The organism is Mumia spirodelae, assembly GCF_050632745.1.
In the GTDB taxonomy this organism is placed as follows: Bacteria; Actinomycetota; Actinomycetes; order Propionibacteriales; family Nocardioidaceae; genus Mumia.
This window is the reverse complement of sequence record NZ_JBODSD010000005.1, coordinates 373,604-397,262: the sequence shown is the minus strand read 5'-3', so window position 1 is coordinate 397,262 and position 23,659 is coordinate 373,604. Positions and strand designations below refer to the sequence as shown.

Genomic DNA, 23,659 nt, shown 5'->3' with positions numbered 1-23,659 from the left:
CATGAGCACTAAGCAGACGCAGACCACGCAGAGCCAGACCACGCAGAGCCAGACGACGCAGACCACAACGCCGGCGCCGACCGTCTGGCCGGCGCTCGCCGCCCGCGACGGCCTGGCGATGATCGACTTCCTCGAGCGGGCGTTCGGCTTCCGCCGGGTCGTCGTGATCGCCGACGACGACGGGTTCGTCCACCATGCGGAGCTCGCCTGGCCCGAGGGCGGCGGGATCATGATGGGTTCGGAGAAGCACGAGGGCCACTGGCAGCAGAAGGCGGGCACCTTCGGGGCGTACGTCGTGTGCTCCGACCCCGACGCGCTGTACGAGCGGGCCAAGGCGGCCGGCGCCACGATCACGATGGAGCTCACGACGACCGACTACGGGAGCCGCGACTTCATCGCCGCCGACCCGGAGGGCAACTCCTGGTCGTTCGGGACCTACCGCGGGGAGCCGCACTGATCGGGTGCCGGTGACCACAACGGGGAGGTTTCGAGCCACCTGGTGGCTCAGGACTTCCCCGTTGTGCGATCGAGGCGAGCTCGGGTGCCGGTGACAGGACTCGAACCTGCACGTCTCGCGACACAGGAACCTAAATCCTGCGTGTCTACCAGTTCCACCACACCGGCCCGCGGTCATTCTAGAGCGCACCCGCGTCGTACCCGCGGCGCGGCGTCGTGGGCGCGGGAGGGTCGTCAGGCGAGGTCGAGCTGGCGGATCAGGCGCTCGACGTGCCCGGTGGCCTTGATGTTGTACTGCGCGACCTCGATCGTGCCGTCGGCGTCCACGACGAACGTGGAGCGGATGACGCCCTCGATGACCTTGCCGTAGAGCTTCTTCTCGCCGTAGGCGCCCCAGGCGCGGAGCACCTCCTTGTCCGGGTCGGAGAGGAGCGTGATCTCGAGCCCCTCCTTCTCGCGGAAGGTGGCCAGCTTGTCCGTGTTGTCCGGCGAGATGCCGAGGACCGTGTAGCCCGACGCGTCGAACGTCTCGCGCTCCGCGGTGAAGTCGCACGCCTCGCGCGTGCACCCCGGCGTCATCGCCGCGGGGTAGAAGTAGACGATGACCTTGCCGCCCCGCAGGTCGGAGAGCGTGACCTCCTTGCCGTGGTCGTCCACAAGCGTGAAGTCCGGGGCCTGATCACCTGGCTGCAGTCGCGTGGTCATGGTCCTATCCTTGCGTATCGGTAACGTGGTCTCGACAGGTGACCGACGCGGAGCGAGGAGACGACGTGACGAACGATTTCAGGCCGGATGTCCCGACCACCATCACGGGGACGCCGGACCAGCTCGTCACCCAGATCGACGAGGTGCGCAACCGCCTCGCGTCCAACGTCGACCAGCTCGTCTACCGCGCCAACCCCAAGACGGTGGCGCGTCGCGGTCTCGCCGACGTCAAGGCCAAGTTCGTGACGCCCTCGGGCGAGCCTCGGATGGAGACGATCCTTCCCGTCGTGGGAGGGGTGGCGGCCGTGATCGGCCTCGTCGTCCTCATCCGCAAGATCGTGAGCGACTGAATGGCCGACGGGCTCCCCATCCGGATGCTCCACGACCGTCTCCTCGTCTCGATCGACCCGGACGGCGGCGACCGCCGCTCGACCGGCGGCATCGTGATCCCGGCGACCGCGCAGCTCGGGCGCCGCCTGTCGTGGGCGCGCGTCGAGGCGGTCGGGAGCAGCGTCCGCACGGTCCAGGTCGGCGACCGCGTGCTCTTCGACCCCGACGAGCGGGCCGAGGTGGAGGTGCGGGGCAAGGACTTCATCCTGCTGCGCGAGCGCGACCTGCACGCCGTCGCCGCCGAGCGCATCGACGACGACCAGACCGGGCTCTACCTGTAGGCGACGGACTGTCGCGACGGACCCGACGGAGCGCGGCTGGGGGAGGGCTGATGGCGCACGAGCAGGGGTTCCTGGAGCGCATCGGCAACGGCGTCGACGTCCGTGGCGGCCGGGTGCCGGTCTCGCTGCGCACCCGCCTCCAGTGGGTCCGCGGTCAGCTCACCGCGATCGCGCAGATCTCGATCGGCGCTGCCGTCGCGTGGGTCATCGCCCACGACGTGATCGGCCACCAGCAGCCGTTCTTCGCGCCCATCGCGGCGATCCTGGTGATCTTCGCCGGCTCCGGCGGGCACCGGCGCATCACGCTCGAGCTCTTCGCCGGGGTCGCGCTCGGCGTCCTGGTCGGGGAGGGCCTGATCAGCGTGATCGGCCGCGGGTGGTGGCAGATCGGCGTCATCGTCGCGCTCGCCGCGATCGCCGCGACCCTCATCGGGCTGCGCGGTCTGGCGCGGACCCAGGCGGCGACCTCCGCGAGCCTCCTCGCCGCCATCGCGCCGGTGATGTCCGGCAACCCCGCGGTCGTGCGCTTCGTCGACGCGGTCGTCGGTGGGCTCGTCGGGCTGGCGATGGCGCTGCTCATCCCGGGCAACCCGGCGCGCCGCGCCAACAAGGAGATGCAGGGCGTGCTGCGCACGCTCGACCAGGCGCTCCGCAACATCGAGCTGGCCCTCCGGCTCGACGACGCGGGGCCGGCGTGGACTGCACTGCAGCAGGTGCGCGGGCTGCAGCCCGCGATCGACAACCTCGCGACCACGGTGTCGGCGGCTGACGAGATCGTCCGCTACTCGCCGCTGCGCTGGCGACAGCGGAGCCACGTCGAGCGCTATGTCGTGGCGATCCGCGACGTCGACAACGCGATCCGCGACACGCGGGTGCTGGCGAGGCGCGCGCACACGATGCTGCGCCGAGGCGAGCACTCCTTCACCGGGATGCCGGAGGCCGTGCGCCTGCTGCAGGAGGCGGTCGGGACCTTCGCCGACGACATCGCCGAGGAGGACGCGTACGACGAGGCGCGCCAGCGCTTGATCGAGGCCGCCAAGCTGGCGACGGCCGCGCTGCCGGAGGCGGCGACGATCAACGACGCGGCGATCGTGGCGCAGGTCCGGTCGATCGCGTCCGACCTGCTGTACGCGACGGGCTGGACGGTCGCGCAGGTGGACCGGGCCCTCGGCTCCGGACGCTGACGGCCCGGCGTCGCCGTCGGGTCAGCGTGGCGGCGACCCGAGCCCGAGCTGGTCGATCTGGGACCGCAGCGTGGCCGCCGACGACCGGAGCCCGGCCAGGTCGGTCTCGTCCAGCGGCAGCACGGCGGGTCCGGCCACCCCGGCGGCACTGACCACGCACGGCGCCGAGAGGCACACGTCGTCGATGCCGTACTGGCCGGTGAAGAGCGTCGAGACGGGAAGGAACCGGTGCTCGTCGCGCAGGACGGCCGACATGATGTCCGCCGTCGCCAGCCCGATCGCGTAGTTGGTCGCGCCCTTGCCCTCGATGACCTTGTAGGCGGAGTTGGCGACGGTCTCGCGGATCGCTGCGTACTCCGACGGGTCGATGGAGCGCCCCTCGACGTCGTACTCGGCGATCGGGACTCCGCCGATGTTGGCCGACGACCACAGGACGATCTCGGAGTCGCCGTGCTCGCCGGCGACGAGGGCGTGCACGCTCCGCGTGGACACCTCGAGGCGGCGCGACAGGAGGTAGCGCAGCCGGGCGGTGTCGAGCACCGTGCCCGAGCCGAACACCCGTCCGGGCGGCAGGTCGAGGAAGCTGATCGCCGCGTAGGTCAGCACGTCGCACGGGTTCGTGATCACGAGGTAGATCGCGTCGGGCGCCACCTCGCGGACCGCGCCGAGCACGCTGCGGTTGATCTCGACGTTGACCTCCGCCAGGTCGAGACGCGTCTGCCCGGGCTTCTGACGCGCGCCTGCCGTCATCACGACCAGGTCGGCGCCGGCGCACGCCGCGGGGTCGTCGCTGCCGACGATCGTGGTCGGCGGTGCGAACGCGGCGCCGTCGTTGAGGTCCACGGCCTGCGCCTCGACCAGGTTCGTCGCGATGTCATACAGCACGATCTCGCCCGCGAGCCCTCGCAGCAGTGCGGCGTACGCGACGGTGCTCCCTACCGACCCGGCCCCGCAGACGGCAATCTTGGCACCACGTCGCGCATCGGCCATGTCCGTCAGTCTGGCATCGCAGCGACGGCTCCGCAGAGCGCGTACGGCGGTGCGGTACTACTGTCGCGAGCATGGCGATGGTGGTGACGTTCGGTGGGCCGTTGGAGTACGCCAACCAGGTGTGGAACGACGTGGAGCCAGATGCGGACGGCTACGTGCTGATCCTCGGGGGAGCGACGGTCGGACCCGAGGCTTGGTACAAGGTCGACCCCGACTCGGAGACGATCCCGACCGAGCAGGGCGACGCGCTGCCGGCGGAGTACGCCGGCGAGACGAAGCCGGGCACCTAGTCCGTCATCGAGAGCGCCACGCACGCGAGGTAGCCGAGCACGAGGGCGGCCCCCGCGCGCTCGCCGCGCTTGGGCCACCGGGTGTGCGGCCAGCGGAAGTGGCCGTACGCGTAGAGGGCGAAGAATCCGGCGAACGTCGCGCGCCGCCCCAGTGCGAGCCAGTCGGTGTGGACCGCCGCAGGGGCGCAGCCCGCGAGCGATGCCAGCGCCACCAGCGCGAACACGACACCGAGCCACGTCCGGCGCGGAAGCGTCGGTGCAGGGTCGGCGGTCTCGGAGCTCACGATCCCCGATCCTACGAAGCGCCCGGCTCAGGTGTGTACGGGCTCCACCTCGTACGGGGGCTCGCCGTCGGCACGGATCTTCTCGATCGCGTCGAGCGCCGCCCCGACATCCTTGACCGGGACGTCCTTCAGCTGGTTCGGGCTGAGCTCCCACCAGCGTGACGCGAGCAGCCGATCGACCGTCTCGTCGTCGAAGCGCCGGCGGATCGGGCGGGCCGGCACACCGCCGACGATCGTGTACGGCGCCACGTCCTTCGTCACGACCGCGCCCGCGGCGACGATCGCGCCGTCGCCGATCGTCACGCCGCGCAGGATCGTGACGTTCACGCCGATCCACACGTCGTTGCCGATCCGGAACCGTCCGCCGCGGAACGACTTCCCGTCGGGGCCGGCGGTCGGCGCCGGAGGGAAGCCGTCGGCGGACGGGTGCCAGCCGAACCGTTTGGCGTTGTACTGGAACGGCGACGTGCTGAGCCAGTCGAGCGGGTGCTCCGGCTGCCCGATCGAGACGTGCGGGCCGATCGAGCAGTAGCGGCCGATGCTGCCCGACGACTTGATCGTGCCGGTGGTCAGGTAGGTGAAGGCGCCGACCGTGACCGGGCTCGTCACGCGGATCCGCCCCGCGATCTGGACGGGAGGCTCGCAGGTCAGATTGCCGCGCGAGATGCGGGGGAGCTTCGCGAGGCCGTCGACCTCGGGGGAGCGGCGCAAGGACGGCAGACGCACGGAGTGCCTTTCTGTCGGGGACCGCGCCACGGTAGGCGACGATCCCTTGCGCCCGGCGTCCTGCTCACGTGGCGGGCGGGTTCTGTGGGGTTTCGCTCACACGGTCTACTATCGTCATAGTAGTGACTGACGGAGGGGGAGGCGCGTGCGGCGAGTGGACCTGAGCGGCGCCGAGTGCCCGATCGCCCGCGGGGCGGACGAGCTCGGCGACTGGTGGAACCTGCTGATCCTGCGCAACGCGCTCGACGGCATGCGACGCTTCGACGACTTCGCCGAGGATCTGCCGATCTCCCCGGCGGTGCTGACGAGCCGGCTGCGCCTGCTGGTGGAGCGCGGCCTCATGGAGCGACGTCGCTACCGCGAGCGCCCCGAGCGCTACGAGTACGTCCTCACCCCGCGTGGTCGCGACGCGCAGGGAGTCGTGCTGTCCCTGCTGGCCTGGGGCAACCGCGGCCTCGCCCCCGACGAGCGCGCCGTCGTCCTCACCGACCGCGACACCGGCCGCGAGGTCGAGCCGGTGCTCGTCGACGCGGCCACCGGCACGCCGCTGTCGCAGATGCGGCTCGCGGCCGCCCCCGGACCTGCGGCCAGCGCGACGATGCGCGGCCGCTTCGCCACCCTCGACGAACGACGTGTCCGGCGCCGCCGGACCGAAGGAGCCTCATCATGACCGCAACGACCGCCCGGACCGCGACCGGCTCCACCCGCGAGCGCACCCACACCTGGGACGACCCGATGAGCACGGTGCGTGCCGCGGCCGGCCGCAGCGGGCTGGAGATCATGCGCGACGTCCGCGACGGTGTCGTGCCCGGGGCCCCGATCGCGAGCCTCGTCGGGTTCGAGCTGGCCGTGGTCGAGGAGGGGAACGTGGAGTTCCGCCTCGTCCCCGCGGAGTACATGTACAACCCGATCGGCTCGGTGCACGGCGGCGTCTACGCGACGCTGCTCGACTCCGCCGCAGGGTGCGCCGTCCACACCACGCTGCCGGCCGGGGTCGGCTACACGAGCCAGGACCTCAACGTGAAGTTCCTGCGCCGTCTCACGGTGGAGACCGGTCCGGTCCGCTGCGTGGGTCGCGTGAAGCACCGCGGGCGGACCACCGCGCTCGCGGAGGCCGAGCTGCTCGACGACCACGGCCGGCTCCTCGCCCACGCCACGAGCAGCTGCCTGATCCTGTCCGGCGCGGCGGGGTGAGCGTGGCGGCTCGACAGTGGCGCGTCCACCCCGCGTGGGGCGTCGCCGCCGTCGCGTTCGTCGCCTTGATCGGTGCCGCGGGATTCCGTGCGGCACCCGGCCCGCTGATGGTGCCGCTGCACCACGAGCTGGGCTGGTCGACGAGCGTCATGTCGCTCGCCGTGAGCGTCAACCTCGTGCTGTTCGGCCTCACCGCCCCGTTCGCGGCGGCGCTGATGGACCGGTTCGGCATCCGCGCGGTCACCGCGACCGCGCTGGTGCTGGTCGCGCTCGGTGCCGGGCTCTCGGTTCTCGCGACGGCCTCGTGGCAGCTGCTGCTCACCTGGGGCCTCCTGATCGGCCTCGGCACGGGTTCGATGGCCCTGGTGTTCGCGGCCACGATCGCGAACCGCTGGTTCGTCCGCAGACGAGGCCTGGTGATGGGCATCCTCACCGCGGGGTCGGCGACGGGTCAGCTGATCTTCCTGCCGCTGGTCGCGTGGCTCGCCGAGACCGTCGGCTGGCAGGCCGCGTCGCTCGCGATCGCCGCGGGAGCGCTCGCCGTGGTGCCGCTGGTCGTCCTGCTCCTGCGCGACTTCCCGCACGACCTCGGAGCTGCCCCGTACGGCGCCACCGCCGACGACGTCCCGCCGACCCGCGACGCCGGCGGTGCCGCGCGACGGGCGGTCCGGGCGCTCCGTACGGCGTCCCGCGTGCCGGCGTTCTGGGCGCTCGCCGGCGCGTTCGCGATCTGCGGCGCGACCACGAACGGGCTCGTCGGCATCCACTTCGTCCCCTCGGCGCACGACCACGGGATGGCGACGACCACGGCCGCCGGCCTCCTCGCGGTCGTCGGGATCTTCGACATCGTGGGGACGATCGCGTCCGGCTACCTCACCGACCGGTTCGACCCGCGGATCCTCCTGGCCGCGTACTACTTCTTCCGCGGCGTGGGGCTGGCGCTGCTCCCGGCGCTGCTGGCCGACAGCGTCCACCCGAGCATGGTGGCGTTCGTGGTGATCTACGGTCTCGACTGGGTGGCGACGGTGCCGCCGACGTCGGCACTGTGTCGCGAGATCTTCGGCGACCAGGGCACGATCGTCTTCGGCTGGGTCTTCGCCTCCCACCAGCTCGGGGCCGCCGCGGCGGCCTTCGGCGCGGGCGTCGTGCGGGACACGGTGGGCAGCTACACCTACGCGTGGTTGGCCGGCGGAGCCCTCTGCGTGGTCGCGGCCGTGCTGTCGTGGGTGGTCCGCCGGGCGGAGCCGGCCACGGTCGCGGCGACCCGCTGACGACGGGGTGGTTGAAGCAGCCCCGCCCGGGTACCCGAGGGTCGACCGCAACTCGACCGAAGGAGAACCACGGTGAAGGGAAAGATCGCCCTGCTCAGCGGACTGGCAGTCGGATACGTCCTCGGGACGCGTGACGGTCGCGAGCGCTTCGAGCAGATCAAGGGCAAGACGCGGAGCCTGTGGAACGACCCGACTGTGCAGCAGAAGGTGAGCGACGCCCAGGACTTCGCCAAGGAGAAGGCACCCGAGGTCCAGGACAAGGTCGTCCAGACCGCCAAGGACACCGTCGGCAAGGTGACGCACCGCGGTGACAACGGGGGCGAGCACGCCGCCACGACCTCCGGGTCGACCAGCGGCACGGGGTCGACCAGCGGCACCGCGGCCACCTCCGGATCGCCCGCCTCGAGCCGCCCCACGGGACAGATCGGATGACGATGGCCCGCCGCGAGCGGGCGCCCCACCCGGACGACCCGGCCAAGCCGGACTCGCCGACCGACATCACGAAGCCGTCATGGACCTACGTGGCACGCAAGGCGTTCCGCGAGTTCTCCGAGGACGAGTGCCTCGACCTCGCGGCCGCCCTGACGTACTACTCGGTCCTGGCGCTGTTCCCGATGATGATCGCTCTGCTGTCGCTGGTCGGGTTGTTCGGGCAGGGACGCGAGACCGTCGACACCCTCCTCGGCGTCCTCCGCGACGTCGGGGCGACCTCGGCGGCCGACACGGTCGAGCCGACGCTCGTTCAGCTCAGCGAGGGCCGCGGTGCAGGGCTCGCGTTCATCGTGGGCCTCGCGATCGCGCTGTGGTCGGCCTCCGGCTACGTCGGGGCGTTCGGCCGCGCGATGAACCGCGTGTACGAGATCGACGAGGGTCGGCCGATCTGGAAGCTGCGTCCGGTCATGCTGCTCGTCACGCTCGTGACGGTGGTGCTCTGCGCGCTCATCGCCCTCGCGCTCGTCCTGACCGGGCCCGCCGCCCAGGCCGTCGGTGACGCCGTCGGGCTGGGGGACACCGCGGTGACCGTCTGGAACATCGCGAAGTGGCCGGTGATGATCCTCGCCGTCGTGCTGGTGGTGGCGATCCTCTACTACGCCACGCCGAACGTGCGGCAGCCGAAGTTCCGGTGGCTGAGCGTCGGCGCGGTGGTCGCGATCCTCACGTGGATCGTCGCCTCGGCGGCCTTCGGCTTCTACGTCGCGAACTTCTCCAGCTACGACAAGACGTACGGCTCGCTGGCCGGCGTCGTCGTCTTCCTGCTGTGGCTGTGGATCACGAACCTCGCGCTGCTGTTCGGCGCGGAGCTCGACGCCGAGCTGGAGCGAGGCCGCGAGCTGCAGGCCGGGATCCCCGCGGAGGACACCCTGCAGCTCCCGCCGCGCGACACGTCCAAGAGCGACAAGGCCAGCGCGAAGCGCGAGAAGGACGTCGAGCGCGGACGGCGGCTGCGGGAGAGCCGGGGACGCACCTCGAGCCTCGAGGACGACGCAGACCGGGCCGAGGGCGACGCCGACCGGCCCGAGGGCGACCGCGACCGGTCGCAGCGAGGCGTGTGACTACGCTCGGCCCATGGCCGCCGCAGAACCACTCGTCGTCGCCGCGACCGCCGCAGAGGCCGCGCACGTCCCCGACGGACTCCGGCTGGTCCTGACCGGGATCGGCAAGGTCCAGGCGACCCTCGTGACCGCCCTCGCCGTCGCCGAGCTGCGCCCGTCGGTCCTGCTCAACGTCGGGACCGCGGGCGCGCTCGACGGCAGCACGGGGCTGCACCTGCCGTCTCGCGTCGTGAACCACGACATCAGCGCGGTCGAGCTCGCGGCGCTCGGCTACCCGGTCGTGGACGAGATCACGATCCCCGGCGGCGACGGGAGCGTGCTCGCCAGCGGCGACACGTTCGTCAGCGACCCCGCCGTACGCGACCGGCTGGCGGAGCGGGCCCGCCTCGTCGACATGGAGGGCTTCGCCGTCGCCGCGGTGGCGGCGCACGTCGGGGTGCCCGTGCGGCTCGTCAAGCACGTCAGCGACCAGGCTGACGCCTCGGCGATGGACTGGCCACAGCTCGTCGACGCGAGCGCGCGCGTGCTGGGGGAGTGGCTGCGCGAGAACGCCTGAGGGACCCGCGCCGTGGCGGCTGGCCTCAGGCCGGGCGTACGACGCGGGCGAAGTCGGTCGGCGGGAACCACGCCGGCACCGCACGCCGGAGTGCGGACGGGCCGTCGAGGCGTACCGCACCGGTACGCAGCGCCTGGGCCCAGGTCGTGTCGCCCCGCCAGATCTCGGTCAGCGTGCGCAGCCCCGACGTCACCGTGACGGACACGGGGCGCTCGGGGTCCACGTCGCAGACGTCGGCGTCGTCCCGCTCGATCACGATCCACCACCGGCGGGCAGCGCCGCGCACGTCGTCGAAGACGAAGCTCACGACCTCGGGCGGCTGGTCCACGGCGGTGTGGTCGATGTTGCGGTGCATGTCCCACATCAGCAGCTTCGGGTCGAGGTCCTCGTCGCCGAGGTTGCCGATCCACCGGACGCCCCACATGCCGACGGACTCGACGACCACGCGGAGCTCCTCCCCGGCGGGCGTCAGGACGTAGCGCACGTCGTTGCCGTCGACCTGCTTGTCGACGATCCCGGCCCGGACGAGCTGGCCGAGGCGTTTGGAGAGCAACGTCGGGGACATGCGGGGAAGGCCGCGCCGCAGGTCGTTGAAGTGCTGGCTGCCGATCACCAGCTCGCGGACGAGCAGCAGGGTCCACCGCTCGTCGAGCAGCTCCATGGCTTTCGCGACCGGGCAGAACTGGTGGTACGGCGCCCCCACCCGTGCAGCGTACGACCAGTACAGATCTGGTACTAGGCCGTTTGCGCCGGCCTCCGTAGCGTCGTGGAGGCCGGGCGACGGACGTCCGGCGAGAAGGGGGACTCTCGACATGACGAGCGAGACGACTGCCGTCCAGGACGCCTCGGCGGACACGGCACTGAAGGCCAAGCACCGCGCGATGTGGGCGCTCGGCGACTACCCGGCGGTGGCGACGGAGGTGATCGCGAGCCTCGGACCGACGCTGGTCCAGGCCTGCCACGTGGGACCGTCCGACCGTGTGCTCGACGTCGGTGCGGGGTCGGGCAACGCCGCGATCCCGGCCGCGCGGACCGGGGCCAGCGTCGTCGCCAGCGACCTCACGCCCGACCTGCTCGCGGTCGGGGCGGACGAGGCCAAGGCCGAGGGCGTGACCCTGGAGTGGGAGGTGGGCGACGCCGAGCACCTCCCGTACGACGACGGGGCGTTCGACGTGGTGCTGTCGTGCGTGGGCGTCATGTTCGCGCCGCACCACCAGGAGGCAGCCGACGAGATGGTGCGTGTGACGCGCGAAGGGGGCCGCATCGCGAACCTGAGCTGGACGCCGCAGGGCTTCATCGGTCAGATGTTCGCGACGATGAAGCCGTACGCCCCGCCGCCGCCCCCGGGAGCGCAGCCGCCCCCGCTCTGGGGCGACGAGGAGCACGTGCGCGCGCTCTTCGGGGATCGGGTGCGTGACCTGACCGCCCAGCGGCAGGCGCTGATCGTGGACCGGTTCCGGTCGGGCGAGGAGTTCCGGGACTTCTTCAAGGCGACGTACGGCCCGACGATCGCGGTCTACAAGGCGATCGCGGACGAGCCGGGGCGGGTCGCGACGCTCGACGCCGAGCTGGCCGAGCTCGGTCGGGCGTTCGGTGCCGACGAGGGTCGGATGGAGTGGGAGTACCTGCTGGTGACGGGCCACAAGGCCTGACGCAGGCTCACACGCCGGCGAGGTCGGCGTACAGGGCGGCGTGGTCGGAGGCTTCCTCGACCTTCGCCGTGAGGGTCGGGAAGATCTCCCACGGGTCCTTCGTCCGCGGCCCGCGCCACACGCCCTTGCGGAAGACGCCGCCGCCCTGGACGCGGGCGAACAACCCGTCGGACATCAGGATGTAGTCGATCTTGTCCTTCTCGTTGCCCGAGCCGTACGTGCCGCGGCGATGGTTCCAGTCGAAGGCGGGGTGCTCGCTGACGTCGGTCAAGACGCCGTCGTCGAGGAGGGGGGCGAGCGCCTCGCTCGCCGGGTCGTCGTTGAGGTCCCCGGTCACGGCGATCAGGTCGAGGCCCTCGTCGCGCAGCGATCGTACGATCCGGGCGACGCGCGTCGCCTGCCGGCGGCGGCGCTTGCTGCCGACCGGGTCGCCGGGAGAGCTGTACCCCTTCGACTTGAAGTGGTTCGCGAGGACGACGACGCGGTTCCCGAGCGGGGTCTCGAGGTGGTACTCGCAGCAGTCGCGCGAGAAGACGGTCCCGGACCCGTCGGTGTCGAAGATGTGGGTGCGCATCTGGACGAGACGGTAGTCGGCGTGCGCCATCAGTCCGACGTCGATGCCGCGCTCGTCGTTGCCCTCGACCACCATCACCTGCTCGTACGGCGTGCCGCCGACCGCAGGCAGCAGCGACTCGGAGAACAGGTGGAGTCCCGGACGGTCGTCGGCCTCGACGACGGTGACGACGTCGGCGTCCAGTGCGTCGAGGACGCGCGCGGTGTTCTCCGTCGCGCGCGCGTTCACCGGGACCGTCTTGAGCTCGACCCAGCCGACCCAGTCGGAGCGGCCCTTCGCGACCAGCTCGACGGGTCCGTTGCGAGGCCGGCGCAGCAGCTGGCCGCGCAGCTTGCGCAGCCGGACGTACGTCGCGTCGTCCGACCGCAGCAGACCGAGCGTGTCGAGTGCTTCGAGGATGTCGTCCTCGACCCCGGCGTAGCTGTCCCGGTCGAGCAGCGCCGCGAGCCGGGCGTGCGTCGCCAGGACCTTCTTGCGCGTGGCGGCGTCGCCCTGCTCCTCGGCCATGGCCTTCGGCCGGGCGAACAGGTTCTCCACGTTGAACGATGCGAGTCTCATGACGTTCTCCCCCCGAACGCCAGTCTGCGCCGGGGTCGGGTTCACGGCGCGGCGGCGTGCTCGCTCACGCGCTGGCCCGGAGCACGACCTCGTAGCCGACGTCGACCTGCGCCGGCGATGCCTCCGCGGTGGCGATCCGCTCGAGGAGGTGGGAGGCCGCGATCTCGCCGAGGCGTGCAGCCGGCACGGAGACCGTCGTGAGCGCGGGCGTGACCGCGGCCGCGAGCTCGAAGTCGCCGAAGCCGCTGATCGCGACGTCGTCGGGGACGCGCAGGCCCTCGCGCTCGGCGGCGAGCAGCGCACCGGCGGCGAGGATGTCGGTGGCGAACACGAGCAGGTCGGCGTCGGGGTGCGCCGACCGGGCCTCGGCGAGCAGGCGGGCTCCGGAGCCGAGGGTGAGCGGGAGCGCGGAGGCGTCGACGAACCGCGGCTCGGCGTCGCCGAAGGAGCGGCGGTGCTGCTCGGCGAACCCCTCGAAGCGCTGGCGGCTGCGGTCGTCCCCCTCGCGCTGGGAGCCGACGAACACCGGTCGCCGGTAGCCGCGCTCGACGAGGGCGCGCGTCAGGTCGGCCATGGCGTCGCGGTTGGAGAACCCGACGAGCGCGTCGATGGGGCTCGACGTCCACTCCCAGGTCTCCACGACCGGCAGTCCTGAGGCCTGCAGCATGGCGACCGTGGCCTCGGTGTGCCGGACGCCGACCAGGAGCACGCCGTCGGGGCGGCGGCCGAGCAGGTTGCGGACGAGCTGCTCCTCGCGCACGGTGTCGTAGCCGTTGATGCCGAGCACCAGCTCGTAGCCGCTGGTCGACAGCACCTCGGTCGCCGCGTCGAGGGTCTCGGCGAAGATCGAGGTCGAGATCGACGGGATGATCGTCGCGACGAGCTTGCTCGAGTTGGAGGCGAGCCCGCGTGCCGTGAGGTTGGGGACGTAGCCCGACTCCCGCACGGCGCTCTCCACCCGCGCGCGGGTCTCGTCGGAGACCTCGGTGGGCGTACGTAGCGTCCGCGAGACCGTCTGCGAGGAGACCCCGGCCAGCCGCGCGACGTCGGTGAGGGTGACCGTCTGGGTCGCTGACCGGCGGCGTCGCCGCGGGCGCGCAGGTGTGGCCCCTGGTGCGCCCGGTGCGGGTTCGGCCACGTCGTCCCCTTCCACGCCGCCCCGGCCAGGTGCCGGGGGATCGCCCGACGAGCCTAGTGGGGCAGCGGCCCGGTGCCGGACGCCTCTCCGACGATTGTCCGACATGGGTTGTGTTAGCGCTACCGTTAGCGCTAACATCCCTGTGTCGCGCATCACCTCGTGGTGCGGCTCACACGTTCCGTCGCAGTTGGGAGAGCTCGTATGAAGGTGCTGGAAGGCATTCGTGTCCTGGACGTCTCGATCGCGATGGCAGGGCCGTTCGCCGCCCAGAAGCTCGCCGACCTCGGTGCCGACGTGGTCAAGGTCGAGCCGCTCGGGGGAGAGTGGCAGCGTCACGTCTCGGCCGGCGGCGCCCGTGGCAACGAGGTCAACGCCTCGTTCCTCTCGCTCAACCGCAACAAGCGCTCCGTGTCGCTCAACCTCAAGCACGACGAAGGCCGCGCGGCGCTCCTCGAGCTCGTCAGGACCGCGGACGTGTTCCTCCAGAACTACCGCCCCGGTGTCGCAGCACGGCTCGGCGTCGACTACGACACGCTGCGCGCGATCAAGCCCGACCTCGTCTACGTCTCGATGTCCGGCTACGGCGAGACCGGGCCGTACAGCGCGAAGCCCGGGCAGGACGTCCTCCTCCAGGCGCTCAGCGGAGGCCTGCACAGCGCCCGCCGCGACGGCGAGGCCCCGCGCCCCGCGCCGTTCTTCCTGGTCGACGCGTTCGCCGCCTACTCCGCCTTCGAGGGCACGATGGCCGCGCTCTTCCACCGCCAGCGCACCGGTGAGGGACAGCGCGTCGACGTCAACATGCTCGACGCGATCATCGCCGCGCAGATGCAGGAGCTCAGCGTCTTCACCGTCGGCGGCGTTCCGCAGGAGTCGAGCGACGAGATCCACGCCCACAGCTACATCCGCGCGCCGTACGGGATCTACCCGACCCGCGACGGCTACCTCGCGATCTCCTTCGCCGAGACCGACGTGCTCGCCCGCGTGTTCGGCGACGACCGCCTCGAGGCGTACGAGTCCGAGCGCGACGGCTTCACCCACCGCGACGCGATCTCCCGGCTCGTGACCGAGAACCTCGCCCGCGAGACCACCGAGCACTGGCTCGACGCCCTCGGAGCCGAGGGCGTCTGGGTCGGTCCGGTCCACGACTACGCGTCCCTGGTCCACGATCCCCAGGTCGCGCACAACGGCTCGTTCGTCGAGTACGAGCACCCCACGGAAGGGCGGGTCACGACCCCCGGCTTCGCCTTCCGGCTGGGTTCGCAGACGCAGGAGGTCTATCGCCCTGCGCCGCTGAACGGCCAGCACACCCATGAGGTCCTGCGGGAGATCGGGCTCTCCGACGAGGACATCGAGGCGCTCGAGCGCGGCGGCGCCGCCCACCGCGACCCGCGTGGGACCCCCGTCGCCAGCGCCTGATCCCGGCAAACCGAAGGGCCGTCCTTCCGCAGGGCGCGCCCGCACCACATCCTGGAGGGTAATGATGACAACCACGAGCCCCACGCCACCGACGCGTGAGCAGGCCCGCCGCGCGGCAGCAGCCTCGGCGGTGGGCAGCCTCGTCGAGTGGTACGACTTCGCGCTGTACGGCGCCGCGGCCGCGCTCGTCTTCAACACGTACTTCTTCGTCAACGAGAGCCCGACCGCCGGTCTCGTCGCGTCGTTCGCGACGTTCGCCGTCGGCTACTTCGCCCGCCCCTTCGGCGGCATCGTCTTCGGGCACCTCGGCGACAAGATCGGCCGCAAGCCGGTCATGATCGCCACGCTCACCCTGATGGGCATCTCGACCGCCCTGATCGGCCTCCTGCCGAGCTACGACGCGATCGGCGTCGCGGCGCCGGTCCTGCTGGTGCTCCTGCGCATCCTTCAGGGCCTCGGTGCCGGTGCCGAGTACGCGGGCGCGATCGTGCTCTCGTCGGAGTCGGCGCCGCCCGCGCACCGCGGCTTCTACGCGTCGTGGTCCGGCGCAGGCGTGTGGGTCGGCTCGGCGCTCGGCCTGGCCACGTTCCAGGTCTCGCTCTACCTCACCGGCGACGCGTTCCTCGTGTGGGGCTGGCGCATCCCGTTCCTGATGAGCCTCGTGATGCTGGCGATCAGCCTCTACATCCGTCGCAAGGTGCGCGAGACCTCCTCCTTCGAGGAGGCCAAGAACGACGAGCAGATCGAGGCCGTCCCGCTGGTCTCGCTGCTGCGCACCGACAAGGGCCGCCTCGCGGTCGCGCTCGGCTCCAACTTCATGCTGTCGGGCTTCTCCTACATCCCGCAGGTGTGGGTGCTCAGCCACCTGACGAACGACCTCGGGTACGCCGCGATGGCGGCCCTCGGCATCAACGCGACCCTGCTGCTGGCCGGCTCGGCAGCGATGCCGTTCTTCGGGCGGATCGGCGACCGGATCGGCCGCCGGAAGCTCTTCATGTTCGGTGCCGCCTTCGGCGCGGTGTGGGCATTCCCGATGTTCTGGCTCGTCGACAGCGGCAGCACACCGCTCGTGGTGCTCGCGCTGGTCGTCTGCTTCGTCGGCGCGGTGGCCACCTGCTACGCCTCGCAGGCCGCCTTCCTCGCCGAGCTGTTCCCGCCGGCCACCCGCTACTCGGGCGTCGCCTTCGCGCGTGAGGTGAGCGGCGCGCTCCTCGGCGGCACGGCGCCGCTGGTCGCGACCGCACTGATCGCGTGGGCGGACGCCTCGTGGCCGGTCGCCTGCTGGATGGTGGCCAACGCCGCCGTCGCGCTCGTCGCGGTCTACTTCTCCAAGAACTACCGCTCCGACGCCGACCAGGACGACGTGGACACCTTCGACCACGTCGCGCGGACGAGCGCCGCGGCGACCCCGGCCGCCGTCCGATGAGCGACCGCTGGTTCGAGGAGTACGAGGTCGGGCAGGTCGAGCCGGGAGGGTCGGCGGTCATCACCGCCGCCGACATCGCGCAGTTCGCCGACCTGACGCACGACCACCACCCGGCCCACACCGACCCGGAGTTCGCCGGGCCCCGGTTCGGCGGCGTGATCGCCCACGGCGTGCTGACCTTCGGCGTCGTCGTCGGGCTCACGGTGGAGGAGAACCGTCGTGCGGTCGCGTACGGGTACGACCGCGTGCGCTTCCCCTCGATCGTGCACGCCGGCGACAGCATCACAGCCACCTCGGAGGTGGTGGACCTGCGCGAGCACAAGCGGCCCGGGATCGGGCTGGTGACCAAGCGCTACACCGGCGTCAACCAGGACGGGGCGACCGTGGTCGTCTGCGAGCACGTGCTCGCCGTCGACCGTCGTCCCGACGACGAACGATGACAGGAGCACCTGTGGGCAACCCCGACCCCGCCGTCGACCGCGCCCTCGCGGCCGCCGAGTCCGCCCGACGGCCAGCGCGACGCGCGTCCGCGGGAGAGCGTGCGCACTGGCTGCGGGCCGTCGCCGACCGGCTCGACGCGTCGTCCGACCCGCTCGTGGCCCTCGCGCAGGAGGAGTCCCACCTCCCCGAGGCGCGGCTGCGCGGCGAGCTGGCGCGCACGACCTTCCAGCTGCGGCTCTTCGCCGAGCGCCTGGACGACGGCACGCTGCTCGACGACCGGGTCGACGTCGCCGACCCCGAGTGGGGGATGGGGCCACGGCCGGACCTGCGCCGGGCGCACGTGCCGATCGGCCCCGTCCTGGTCTTCGCGGCGAGCAACTTCCCGTTCGCGTTCTCGGTCGCGGGCGGCGACACCGCCAGCGCGCTCGCCGTCGGGTGCCCGGTCGTCGTCAAGGCCCATCCGGGACATCCGCGGCTGTCGCGCGCGACCGCCACGGTCGTGGTCGAGGCCCTCGCCGCGGCCGGTGCCCCCGACGGTCTCTTCGGGACCATCGAGGGCACCGAGGCGGGCGTGCTCGCCGTCCAGGACCCGCGAGTGAAGGCGGTCGGCTTCACCGGTTCCCTCGAGGGCGGGCGCGCCCTGTACGACCTCGCGAGCCGGCGCCCGGACCCGATCCCGTTCTACGGCGAGCTGGGCAGCACCAACCCGGTCGTCGTGACGCGCGACGGGTGGGAGACCCGGGCCGACGACGTCGTCGAGGGCTTCACCGCGTCCTTCACTCTGGGGTCCGGCCAGTTCTGCACGCAGCCTGGCGTCGTCCTGGTGCCCGACGCCGTGGGGTTCGCGGCGCGCCTCGAGATCCCTGCGGTCGGACCGATGCTCACCACCCGCATCGCCGACGGTTTCGCGGCGTCGCTGGACGCCGTGGCCGGTCGCGACGGCGTCGAGGTCGCCGCTCGCGGCACGGACGGCGCCGGGGTGCCCGCCGCGACCGTCCTGCGGACCACGGCCGAGCGCGTGCTCGCCGACCCGACGATCGTCACGACCGAGGTGTTCGGCCCGGCGTCGGTGCTCGTCGAGTATGCGAGCCTCGACGACGTCCGGGACGTCCTCGGGCTCTTCGGGGGAGTGCTCACCGCGACCGTGCAGGGCGGTGAGACCCCGGACGCGGACGCGCTCGAGGTGCTGGACCAGCTGTCCGAGCACGCCGGCCGGGTGATCTGGAACCAGTGGCCGACCGGTGTCGTCGTCTCCGACGCGCAGCAGCACGGCGGCCCCTGGCCCGCCACCACGGCGCCGACCACGACCTCGGTCGGCACGGCGGCCGCCGCACGGTTCGCCCGCCCGGTGGCGTTCCAGAACGTCCCGCCGGCCGGCCTTCCCGAAGCCGTGCGCGACGGCGGTAGGCGATGAGCTACCGGGGCCTGACCTGGGACCATCCGCGCGGACGCGACGCGCTCGTCGCCGCCCAGCGGTCCGCGCAGGCGCCGTCGTGCCCGATCGCGTGGGACGTCCAGCCGCTCGAGGGCTTCGAGTCGGCGCCGATCGCCGCGACCGCTGCGGCGTACGACCTCGTGGTCCTGGACCATCCCCACCTCGGGGAGGCGGTCGAGGCCGGCGCGCTCCGGCCCCTGGACGACCTCGTCGACGCCCCGACGCTCGCGCGGTGGCGCGAGAGCACGGTCGGTGCGTCGTTCGCCTCGTACGAGCGCGACGGTCGTTCCTGGGCCGTCCCCCTCGACGCGGCGGCCCAGGTGTCGGTGACCGCCGACCCGGGGATCCCCCTGCCGGCGACGTGGGAGGAGGCCCGCGCGCTGGCCCGCGAGGTCGAGACCGTCCTTCCCTCCGGTGGACCTCACCTGTTCCTGACCCTGTGCTCCATCGCGGTCGCCGAGGGCGAGCGTCCGGGAGAGGGAGAGGACTTTCTGCCCGACGACGCGGTCGCGTACGCGCTCGACCTGCTGCGTGCCTTCGCCCCGTCCACGCCCTGGGAGGACAGCGGCAACCCGATCGCCGTCCTGGAGGCGATGGCCTCGGGTCGCGGCCCGCGCTACTGCCCGCACGTGTACGGCTACGTCAACTATGCCGCTGCCGACCGTCCGCGCCCGCTCCGCTTCGGGGACGCCCCGTCCGGGACCGCGGGCCGGGGGTCGGTGCTCGGCGGCACCGGGATCGCGGTCAGTGCCCGCTGCGTGCCGGACGGTGCGCTGCGCGACCACCTCGCGTGGCTGATGGACGCCCGGACGCAGACCGCGTTCGTCCCCGCGCATGCCGGCCAGCCGGCCCGGACGGAGGCGTGGGAGGACGACGTGCTCGACGCGGCGTTCGGAGGGTTCTACCGGCGTACCCGTCGCACGCTCGACGACGCGTGGGTCCGACCGCGGCACGCGGGCGCGATCGCGTTCCAGAGCGCTGCGGCCGACGCCGTCCGCGCCGCGCTGTGGGGCGGGCGGGAAGCGTCCGCGCTCGCGCGCCGGCTCACCGACCTGCACCACGCCTCCCTCGCCGGCGACCACGCCGCGCCGGGGAGGACGTACGACCTCGAAGGAGCATCCTCGTGACCACCGCTGCCGTGGCCGTCTGGCCACCCGACCCCGACGACGCCCTCCCTGCCGACGCCGCCGACGCGACGCTCGTCGGGCGCGTGCTCGTGCCCGGCGTCGGTCCGTCGGTCGTCACCGTCCGCGACGGTGCCCTCGTCGACGTGACGGCTGCCTTCCCGACCGTGCGCGACCTGGCGGAGCACGACGACCCTGCCGCGGCGGTCCGTGCGGTGGACGGCCCGGTGGTCGGCTCGGTCGCCGACGTCCTCGGGGGCACGCCGCCCGAGGCGCGCACGGAGGGCGGCGCGCGCCTGCTCAGCCCGATCGACCTCCAGGCCGTCAAGGCGGCAGGGGTGACGTTCGCGGTGTCCATGCTGGAACGGGTCATCGAGGAGCGTGCCCGCGGCAACGCGTCCGAAGCGGAGCGGGTGCGCCAGCAGGTCGTGGAGCTGCTCGGCACCGACGTCATGAGTGCACGGCCCGGGTCGCCGGAGGCCGAGAAGGTCAAGGAGGTGCTCGTCGCCGAGGGGATGTGGAGCCAGTACCTCGAGGTCGGGCTGGGACCGGACGCCGAGATCTTCACCAAGACCTCGCCCATGGCCTCGGTCGGTACCGGGGTCGAGATCGGCGTCCACCCGCGGTCGAGCTGGAACAACCCCGAGCCCGAGGTGGTCCTGCTCGTGTCGTCGCGGGCTCGCGTCGTCGGGGCGACGCTCGGGAACGACGTCAACCTCCGCGACTTCGAGGGACGCTCGGCGCTGCTGCTCACCAAGGCGAAGGACAACAACGCCTCGACCGCGATCGGTCCGTTCGTCCGGCTCTTCGACGACGGGTTCGGCATGGACGACGTCCGCTCGGCCGAGGTGGCGCTGGACGTCACCGGCGAGGACGCGTTCGTGCTCGCGGGGTCGTCGTCGATGACGCTGATCAGCCGGGACCCGGAGGACCTCGTCGGCCAGCTGATGGGAGCCCACCACCAGTACCCGGACGGTGCGGTGCTCTTCCTCGGCACGATGTTCGCGCCGGTCGAGGACCGCGACACCCCCGGCGACGGGTTCACCCACCACGACGGCGACGTCGTACGGATCAGCGCCCCGCGGCTCGGGGCGCTCGTGAACCGGGTACGGACGAGCGACCGCTGCGAGCCGTGGACCTACGGGACCGCCGACCTGTTCCGCAGCCTGGCGTCCCGCGGCCTGCTCTGAGGTCGCGGCTCAGGCCGGCGCGGCTCAGGCCGGTGCGCTGAGCCCCCTCTCAGCGTGCTCGGCGACCCACGTCATCAGCGGCACCATGAGCGCGGTGAGCTCGGTCCCGCGCGGGGTCAGGCTGTAGTCGACGCGCGGCGGGATCACCGGGTGGGCGTCGCGGTGGACCAGCCCGTCGCGCTCCAGGGTCTTCAGCGTCTGCGCGAGCATCTTCTCGCTGATGCCCTGGGCGCGGCGGCGCAGCTCGCTCCAGCGCTGCGGACCCTCCGACAGCGCGACCAGGACGAGGACGCCCCACTTGCTGGTGACGTGGTCGAGGAGCACGCGGCTCGGGCAGTTCGCCGGGAAGACGCCGTCGGGGAACTGCGCTCGCAGCGTCGGGTTCGGGGTACTTACCTCCATATCAGTACCTTACTTAAAAGTGCGTACTCTCTTCTGGGAAGTGCGCGGGACGGCCGCTCGTTGACACGGACACAAGCTCCTCCGTGAGCGTCCCCCAGAGAAGAAGGCCTGATCCATGACCTACGTCATCACCGGTGCCACCGGCCACCTCGGAAGGCTCGTCGTCGAGTCCCTCCTAGCCCGCGGAGTCCCCGCAGGAGACGTCGTCGCCACCGGCCGTGCGGTCGACACGCTCGCCGACCTGGCCGACCGCGGCGTCCAGGTCCGGCACGCCGACTACGAGGACCCGGAGTCGCTGCGCGCGGCGTTCGCCGGCGCCGACCGCGTCCTCTTCGTCTCCGCGAGCGAGCCGGGTCGACGCATCCCCCAGCACCGCAACGTGATCGCGGCCGCGGAGGAGGCCGGTGTCGCGCTGCTCACCTACACGAGCATCCCGAACGCCGACGGCACGTCGATGCTCCTGGCGGCGGACCACCAGGAGACCGAGGCCCTGCTCGCCGCGTCGGGCCTGCCCTACGCGCTGCTGCGCAACGGCTGGTACCTCGAGAACTACACCGGCCAGCTCGCCTCCTACCTCGAGCACGGCGCCGTCCTCGGCAGCGCGGGGGAGGGACGCGTGAGTGCCGCCACCCGCGCCGACCTCGCCGACGCTGCGGCGGAGGTGCTGCTGCGTGACGACCAGGCAGGAGCCGTGTACGAGCTCGGTGGCGACGAGGCGTTCACGCTGGCCGAGCTCGCGGCCGTGGTCGGCGAGGCAGCCGGGCGCGAGGTCGCGTACCAGGACCTTCCCGTCGCGGACTACACCGCGGCGCTGGTGGCGGCCGGACTGCCGGAGGGGTACGCCGCGGTCCTCGCCGACTCCGACCGCGGGCTCGCGGCCGGAGACCTGCTCGTCACGACCGGCGACCTCACCCGGCTGATCGGACGCCCGACGACGACGCTGCGCGAGGCCGTACGTGCGGCGGTGCGCGAGCGCGCGTCGGTCTGAGCGGAGCGTTCCGGACGTACGGCGCGGGCTGCCCCGTCGGGCAGCCCGCGCCACGCGGTCGTCGGGCGGTGCTGCGTCAGACGACGCCGAGCGCGAGCATCGCGTCGGCCACGCGGACGAACCCCGCGATGTTGGCTCCGGCGACGTAGTTGCCGGGTGTGCCGAACTCGTCGGCGGTCTCGGCGCAGCGGTCGTGGATGCCGCGCATGATCTCGGCGAGCCGCTCCTCGGTGTGCTCGAACGTCCACGAGTCGCGGGACGCGTTCTGCTGCATCTCGAGCGCGCTCGTCGCGACGCCGCCGGCGTTGGCGGCCTTGCCGGGGGCGAAGCGGACCCCGGCCTCCTCGAAGACCTCGATCGCCTCGGGCGTCGACGGCATGTTGGCGCCCTCGGCGACGATCGTGCAGCCGTTCTTCGCCAGCGAGACCGCGTCTGCGCCGTTGAGCTCGTTCTGCGTCGCCGACGGCAGCGCGATGTCGCACGCCACGTCCCAGATCGAGCCCGAGTCGGTGGCCCGGACGCCGTTGCCGCGCAGCTCCGCGTACTCGGCGATCCGGCCGCGGCGGACCTCCTTGACCTCCTTCAGCAGGGCGAGGTCGATGCCGTCCTCGTCGACGACGTAGCCGCTGGAGTCGGAGCACGCGACGACGGTGCCGCCGAGCTCGTGGACCTTCTCGATCGCGTACGTCGCGACGTTGCCGGAGCCGGAGACGACGACGCGCTTGCCGTCGAAGGAGTCGCCCGCGGCCTTCAGCATCTCGGAGACGAAGAAGACGGTGCCGTAGCCGGTCGCCTCCTTGCGGACCTGCGAGCCGCCCCAGGTGAGGCCCTTGCCGGTGAGGACGCCGGACTCGTACTGGTTCGTGATCCGCTTGTACTGGCCGAAGAGGTAGCCGATCTCGCGGCCGCCGACGCCGATGTCGCCGGCGGGGACGTCGCGGTACTCCCCGATGTGGCGGTAGAGCTCGGTCATGAAGGACTGGCAGAAGCGCATCACCTCCGCGTCGCTGCGGCCCTTCGGGTCGAAGTCCGACCCGCCCTTGCCGCCGCCGATCGGCATACCGGTGAGGGCGTTCTTGAAGACCTGCTCGAAGCCGAGGAACTTCACGATGCCCAGGTAGACGCTGGGGTGGAAGCGCAGGCCGCCCTTGAACGGGCCGAGCGCGGAGTTGAACTCGACGCGGAAGCCGCGGTTGATCTGGACCCGGCCTGAGTCGTCGACCCACGGCACGCGGAAGATGATCTGGCGCTCCGGTTCGCAGATGCGGCGGATGACGGCGGCATCCACGTACTCGGGTCGCTTGGACACGACCGGCCCGAGACTCACGAGGACCTCGCGCACCGCCTGGTGGAACTCCGCCTCACCCGGGTTGCGTCGAAGGACCTCGTCGTAGACGCCCTGCAGCTTCTCGTCGACGCTCGCCACGTCGTACAC

General features: G+C 72.1%; 28 protein-coding genes and 1 tRNA gene. 19 read left to right on the top strand and 10 right to left on the bottom strand.

The features are described from left to right. Position 1: 1 nt before the first annotated feature. The gene (locus ACQSSQ_RS22080; protein ID WP_431329300.1) at positions 2-457 is read left to right on the top strand and encodes a VOC family protein; all 456 of its coding nucleotides are present in this window, start codon (positions 2-4) and stop codon (positions 455-457) included. A gap of 85 nt (positions 458-542) precedes the next feature. Here ACQSSQ_RS22080 and ACQSSQ_RS22075 read toward each other — a convergent pair. Next, positions 543-624 (bottom strand) — tRNA-Leu (locus ACQSSQ_RS22075). A 66-nt stretch (positions 625-690) separates the two neighbouring features. Next, on the bottom strand, positions 691-1,161 hold the full coding sequence (gene bcp / locus ACQSSQ_RS22070; RefSeq protein ID WP_431329299.1) for a thioredoxin-dependent thiol peroxidase: 471 nt from the start codon (positions 1,159-1,161) through the stop codon (positions 691-693). A gap of 65 nt (positions 1,162-1,226) precedes the next feature. Here bcp and ACQSSQ_RS22065 point away from each other — a divergent pair, with 65 nt between their 5' ends. Genes ACQSSQ_RS22065 through ACQSSQ_RS22055 form a run of 3 tightly spaced genes read left to right on the top strand, consistent with a single transcriptional unit; the run spans position 1,227 to position 3,016 of the window. Then, on the top strand, positions 1,227-1,511 hold the full coding sequence (locus tag ACQSSQ_RS22065; protein ID WP_431329298.1) for a DUF3618 domain-containing protein: 285 nt from the start codon (positions 1,227-1,229) through the stop codon (positions 1,509-1,511). After that, positions 1,512-1,832, top strand: a complete 321-nt coding sequence (locus ACQSSQ_RS22060) for a GroES family chaperonin (RefSeq protein WP_431329297.1) — start codon at positions 1,512-1,514, stop codon at positions 1,830-1,832. It abuts the gene before it with no gap. Between the two features lie 50 nt (positions 1,833-1,882). Next, on the top strand, positions 1,883-3,016 hold the full coding sequence (locus ACQSSQ_RS22055; protein ID WP_431329296.1) for an FUSC family protein: 1,134 nt from the start codon (positions 1,883-1,885) through the stop codon (positions 3,014-3,016). Between the two features lie 21 nt (positions 3,017-3,037). Here ACQSSQ_RS22055 and ACQSSQ_RS22050 read toward each other — a convergent pair whose 3' ends face one another. Then, complete coding sequence (locus ACQSSQ_RS22050; RefSeq protein WP_431329295.1) at positions 3,038-4,006, bottom strand: L-lactate dehydrogenase; 969 nt, start codon at positions 4,004-4,006, stop codon at positions 3,038-3,040. Between the two features lie 71 nt (positions 4,007-4,077). Here ACQSSQ_RS22050 and ACQSSQ_RS22045 point away from each other — a divergent pair, with 71 nt between their 5' ends. After that, the gene (locus ACQSSQ_RS22045) at positions 4,078-4,296 is read left to right on the top strand and encodes a hypothetical protein (protein WP_431329294.1); all 219 of its coding nucleotides are present in this window, start codon (positions 4,078-4,080) and stop codon (positions 4,294-4,296) included. Here the strand turns inward: ACQSSQ_RS22045 and ACQSSQ_RS22040 are convergent. Continuing rightward, complete coding sequence (locus ACQSSQ_RS22040) at positions 4,293-4,580, bottom strand: hypothetical protein (RefSeq protein WP_431329293.1); 288 nt, start codon at positions 4,578-4,580, stop codon at positions 4,293-4,295. The genes ACQSSQ_RS22045 and ACQSSQ_RS22040 overlap by 4 nt on opposite strands. Positions 4,581-4,607: 27 nt before the next feature. Beyond that, positions 4,608-5,306 (bottom strand): CatB-related O-acetyltransferase, encoded by a 699-nt coding sequence (locus tag ACQSSQ_RS22035; RefSeq protein WP_431329292.1) that lies wholly within the window; start codon positions 5,304-5,306, stop codon positions 4,608-4,610. A gap of 145 nt (positions 5,307-5,451) precedes the next feature. Between ACQSSQ_RS22035 and ACQSSQ_RS22030 the strand changes: the two genes are divergently transcribed. The 6 genes from ACQSSQ_RS22030 to ACQSSQ_RS22005 all read left to right on the top strand — a co-directional run bounded on the left by ACQSSQ_RS22030 (position 5,452) and on the right by ACQSSQ_RS22005 (position 9,880). Next, the gene (locus ACQSSQ_RS22030) at positions 5,452-5,976 is read left to right on the top strand and encodes a winged helix-turn-helix transcriptional regulator (protein WP_431329291.1); all 525 of its coding nucleotides are present in this window, start codon (positions 5,452-5,454) and stop codon (positions 5,974-5,976) included. Continuing rightward, positions 5,973-6,500 (top strand): PaaI family thioesterase, encoded by a 528-nt coding sequence (locus ACQSSQ_RS22025; RefSeq protein WP_431329290.1) that lies wholly within the window; start codon positions 5,973-5,975, stop codon positions 6,498-6,500. The genes ACQSSQ_RS22030 and ACQSSQ_RS22025 overlap by 4 nt, the downstream gene beginning before the upstream one ends. Before the next feature lie 2 nt (positions 6,501-6,502). Further along, positions 6,503-7,771, top strand: coding sequence for an MFS transporter (locus ACQSSQ_RS22020; RefSeq protein WP_431329289.1), 1,269 nt, complete (start codon positions 6,503-6,505; stop codon positions 7,769-7,771). Positions 7,772-7,843: 72 nt separating this feature from the next. Further along, on the top strand, positions 7,844-8,203 hold the full coding sequence (locus tag ACQSSQ_RS22015; RefSeq protein ID WP_431329288.1) for a hypothetical protein: 360 nt from the start codon (positions 7,844-7,846) through the stop codon (positions 8,201-8,203). Further along, positions 8,200-9,324 (top strand): YihY/virulence factor BrkB family protein, encoded by a 1,125-nt coding sequence (locus ACQSSQ_RS22010; protein ID WP_431329287.1) that lies wholly within the window; start codon positions 8,200-8,202, stop codon positions 9,322-9,324. Before ACQSSQ_RS22015 ends, ACQSSQ_RS22010 begins: the two co-directional genes overlap by 4 nt. A 13-nt stretch (positions 9,325-9,337) precedes the next feature. Beyond that, positions 9,338-9,880 carry a nucleosidase gene (locus ACQSSQ_RS22005; protein WP_431329286.1) on the top strand — a complete coding sequence of 181 codons (543 nt, stop codon included), beginning with the start codon at positions 9,338-9,340 and terminating at the stop codon, positions 9,878-9,880. A 25-nt stretch (positions 9,881-9,905) separates the two neighbouring features. On the opposite strand, the gene ACQSSQ_RS22000 is transcribed toward ACQSSQ_RS22005, so the two are convergent. Beyond that, the gene (locus tag ACQSSQ_RS22000; protein ID WP_431329285.1) at positions 9,906-10,583 is read right to left on the bottom strand and encodes a winged helix-turn-helix transcriptional regulator; all 678 of its coding nucleotides are present in this window, start codon (positions 10,581-10,583) and stop codon (positions 9,906-9,908) included. Between the two features lie 109 nt (positions 10,584-10,692). Between ACQSSQ_RS22000 and ACQSSQ_RS21995 the strand changes: the two genes are divergently transcribed. Further along, positions 10,693-11,532 carry a class I SAM-dependent methyltransferase gene (locus tag ACQSSQ_RS21995; RefSeq protein WP_431329284.1) on the top strand — a complete coding sequence of 280 codons (840 nt, stop codon included), beginning with the start codon at positions 10,693-10,695 and terminating at the stop codon, positions 11,530-11,532. Between the two features lie 7 nt (positions 11,533-11,539). Here the strand turns inward: ACQSSQ_RS21995 and ACQSSQ_RS21990 are convergent, their stop codons facing one another. After that, positions 11,540-12,664 (bottom strand): endonuclease/exonuclease/phosphatase family protein, encoded by a 1,125-nt coding sequence (locus ACQSSQ_RS21990; protein ID WP_431329283.1) that lies wholly within the window; start codon positions 12,662-12,664, stop codon positions 11,540-11,542. A 64-nt stretch (positions 12,665-12,728) separates the two neighbouring features. Beyond that, positions 12,729-13,802, bottom strand: a complete 1,074-nt coding sequence (locus tag ACQSSQ_RS21985; protein WP_431329282.1) for a LacI family DNA-binding transcriptional regulator — start codon at positions 13,800-13,802, stop codon at positions 12,729-12,731. A gap of 201 nt (positions 13,803-14,003) precedes the next feature. On the opposite strand from ACQSSQ_RS21985, the gene ACQSSQ_RS21980 reads away from it, so the two are divergent. The 6 genes from ACQSSQ_RS21980 to ACQSSQ_RS21955 all read left to right on the top strand — a co-directional run bounded on the left by ACQSSQ_RS21980 (position 14,004) and on the right by ACQSSQ_RS21955 (position 20,834). Continuing rightward, positions 14,004-15,218, top strand: a complete 1,215-nt coding sequence (locus ACQSSQ_RS21980) for a CaiB/BaiF CoA transferase family protein (protein ID WP_431329281.1) — start codon at positions 14,004-14,006, stop codon at positions 15,216-15,218. Between the two features lie 64 nt (positions 15,219-15,282). After that, positions 15,283-16,644 (top strand): MFS transporter, encoded by a 1,362-nt coding sequence (locus tag ACQSSQ_RS21975; RefSeq protein ID WP_431329280.1) that lies wholly within the window; start codon positions 15,283-15,285, stop codon positions 16,642-16,644. Continuing rightward, a complete protein-coding gene (locus tag ACQSSQ_RS21970; RefSeq protein ID WP_431329279.1) occupies positions 16,641-17,084 on the top strand; it encodes a MaoC family dehydratase in 444 nt (147 codons plus the stop codon). The genes ACQSSQ_RS21975 and ACQSSQ_RS21970 overlap by 4 nt, the downstream gene beginning before the upstream one ends. Beyond that, positions 17,081-18,499, top strand: coding sequence for an aldehyde dehydrogenase (NADP(+)) (locus ACQSSQ_RS21965; protein WP_431329278.1), 1,419 nt, complete (start codon positions 17,081-17,083; stop codon positions 18,497-18,499). Before ACQSSQ_RS21970 ends, ACQSSQ_RS21965 begins: the two co-directional genes overlap by 4 nt. After that, positions 18,496-19,647, top strand: a complete 1,152-nt coding sequence (locus ACQSSQ_RS21960) for an extracellular solute-binding protein (protein ID WP_431329277.1) — start codon at positions 18,496-18,498, stop codon at positions 19,645-19,647. Before ACQSSQ_RS21965 ends, ACQSSQ_RS21960 begins: the two co-directional genes overlap by 4 nt. Next, the gene (locus ACQSSQ_RS21955; RefSeq protein WP_431329276.1) at positions 19,644-20,834 is read left to right on the top strand and encodes a fumarylacetoacetate hydrolase family protein; all 1,191 of its coding nucleotides are present in this window, start codon (positions 19,644-19,646) and stop codon (positions 20,832-20,834) included. Before ACQSSQ_RS21960 ends, ACQSSQ_RS21955 begins: the two co-directional genes overlap by 4 nt. A gap of 24 nt (positions 20,835-20,858) precedes the next feature. Here the strand turns inward: ACQSSQ_RS21955 and ACQSSQ_RS21950 are convergent, their stop codons facing one another. Continuing rightward, the gene (locus tag ACQSSQ_RS21950; RefSeq protein WP_431329275.1) at positions 20,859-21,236 is read right to left on the bottom strand and encodes a winged helix-turn-helix transcriptional regulator; all 378 of its coding nucleotides are present in this window, start codon (positions 21,234-21,236) and stop codon (positions 20,859-20,861) included. 115 nt (positions 21,237-21,351) lie between these two features. Here ACQSSQ_RS21950 and ACQSSQ_RS21945 point away from each other — a divergent pair, with 115 nt between their 5' ends. Next, positions 21,352-22,224: an SDR family oxidoreductase gene (locus tag ACQSSQ_RS21945; protein WP_431329274.1), complete on the top strand. Its 873-nt coding sequence runs from the start codon at positions 21,352-21,354 to the stop codon at positions 22,222-22,224. 76 nt (positions 22,225-22,300) lie between these two features. Here ACQSSQ_RS21945 and gdhA read toward each other — a convergent pair whose 3' ends face one another. Then, positions 22,301-23,650, bottom strand: coding sequence for an NADP-specific glutamate dehydrogenase (gdhA, locus tag ACQSSQ_RS21940; protein ID WP_431329273.1), 1,350 nt, complete (start codon positions 23,648-23,650; stop codon positions 22,301-22,303). Positions 23,651-23,659: the final 9 nt, after the last annotated feature.

Bases quoted from the DNA above. Each gene is read 5' to 3' on its own strand.
- ACQSSQ_RS21970 (WP_431329279.1), top strand. From the start codon at position 16,641: ATGAGCGACCGCTGGTTCGAGGAGTACGAGGTCGGGCAGGTCGAGCCG.
- ACQSSQ_RS22045 (WP_431329294.1), top strand. From the start codon at position 4,078: ATGGCGATGGTGGTGACGTTCGGTGGGCCGTTGGAGTACGCCAACCAG.
- ACQSSQ_RS22005 (WP_431329286.1), top strand. From the start codon at position 9,338: ATGGCCGCCGCAGAACCACTCGTCGTCGCCGCGACCGCCGCAGAGGCC.
- ACQSSQ_RS22055 (WP_431329296.1), top strand. From the start codon at position 1,883: ATGGCGCACGAGCAGGGGTTCCTGGAGCGCATCGGCAACGGCGTCGAC.
- ACQSSQ_RS22010 (WP_431329287.1), top strand. From the start codon at position 8,200: ATGACGATGGCCCGCCGCGAGCGGGCGCCCCACCCGGACGACCCGGCC.
- ACQSSQ_RS22025 (WP_431329290.1), top strand. From the start codon at position 5,973: ATGACCGCAACGACCGCCCGGACCGCGACCGGCTCCACCCGCGAGCGC.
- ACQSSQ_RS21945 (WP_431329274.1), top strand. From the start codon at position 21,352: ATGACCTACGTCATCACCGGTGCCACCGGCCACCTCGGAAGGCTCGTC.
- bcp (WP_431329299.1), bottom strand. From the start codon at position 1,161: ATGACCACGCGACTGCAGCCAGGTGATCAGGCCCCGGACTTCACGCTT.
- ACQSSQ_RS21995 (WP_431329284.1), top strand. From the start codon at position 10,693: ATGACGAGCGAGACGACTGCCGTCCAGGACGCCTCGGCGGACACGGCA.
- ACQSSQ_RS21975 (WP_431329280.1), top strand. From the start codon at position 15,283: ATGACAACCACGAGCCCCACGCCACCGACGCGTGAGCAGGCCCGCCGC.
- ACQSSQ_RS22060 (WP_431329297.1), top strand. From the start codon at position 1,512: ATGGCCGACGGGCTCCCCATCCGGATGCTCCACGACCGTCTCCTCGTC.
- ACQSSQ_RS21965 (WP_431329278.1), top strand. From the start codon at position 17,081: ATGACAGGAGCACCTGTGGGCAACCCCGACCCCGCCGTCGACCGCGCC.
- ACQSSQ_RS21950 (WP_431329275.1), bottom strand. From the start codon at position 21,236: ATGGAGGTAAGTACCCCGAACCCGACGCTGCGAGCGCAGTTCCCCGAC.
- ACQSSQ_RS21960 (WP_431329277.1), top strand. From the start codon at position 18,496: ATGAGCTACCGGGGCCTGACCTGGGACCATCCGCGCGGACGCGACGCG.
- ACQSSQ_RS22080 (WP_431329300.1), top strand. From the start codon at position 2: ATGAGCACTAAGCAGACGCAGACCACGCAGAGCCAGACCACGCAGAGC.
- ACQSSQ_RS22050 (WP_431329295.1), bottom strand. From the start codon at position 4,006: ATGGCCGATGCGCGACGTGGTGCCAAGATTGCCGTCTGCGGGGCCGGG.
- ACQSSQ_RS21990 (WP_431329283.1), bottom strand. From the start codon at position 12,664: ATGAGACTCGCATCGTTCAACGTGGAGAACCTGTTCGCCCGGCCGAAG.
- ACQSSQ_RS21980 (WP_431329281.1), top strand. From the start codon at position 14,004: ATGAAGGTGCTGGAAGGCATTCGTGTCCTGGACGTCTCGATCGCGATG.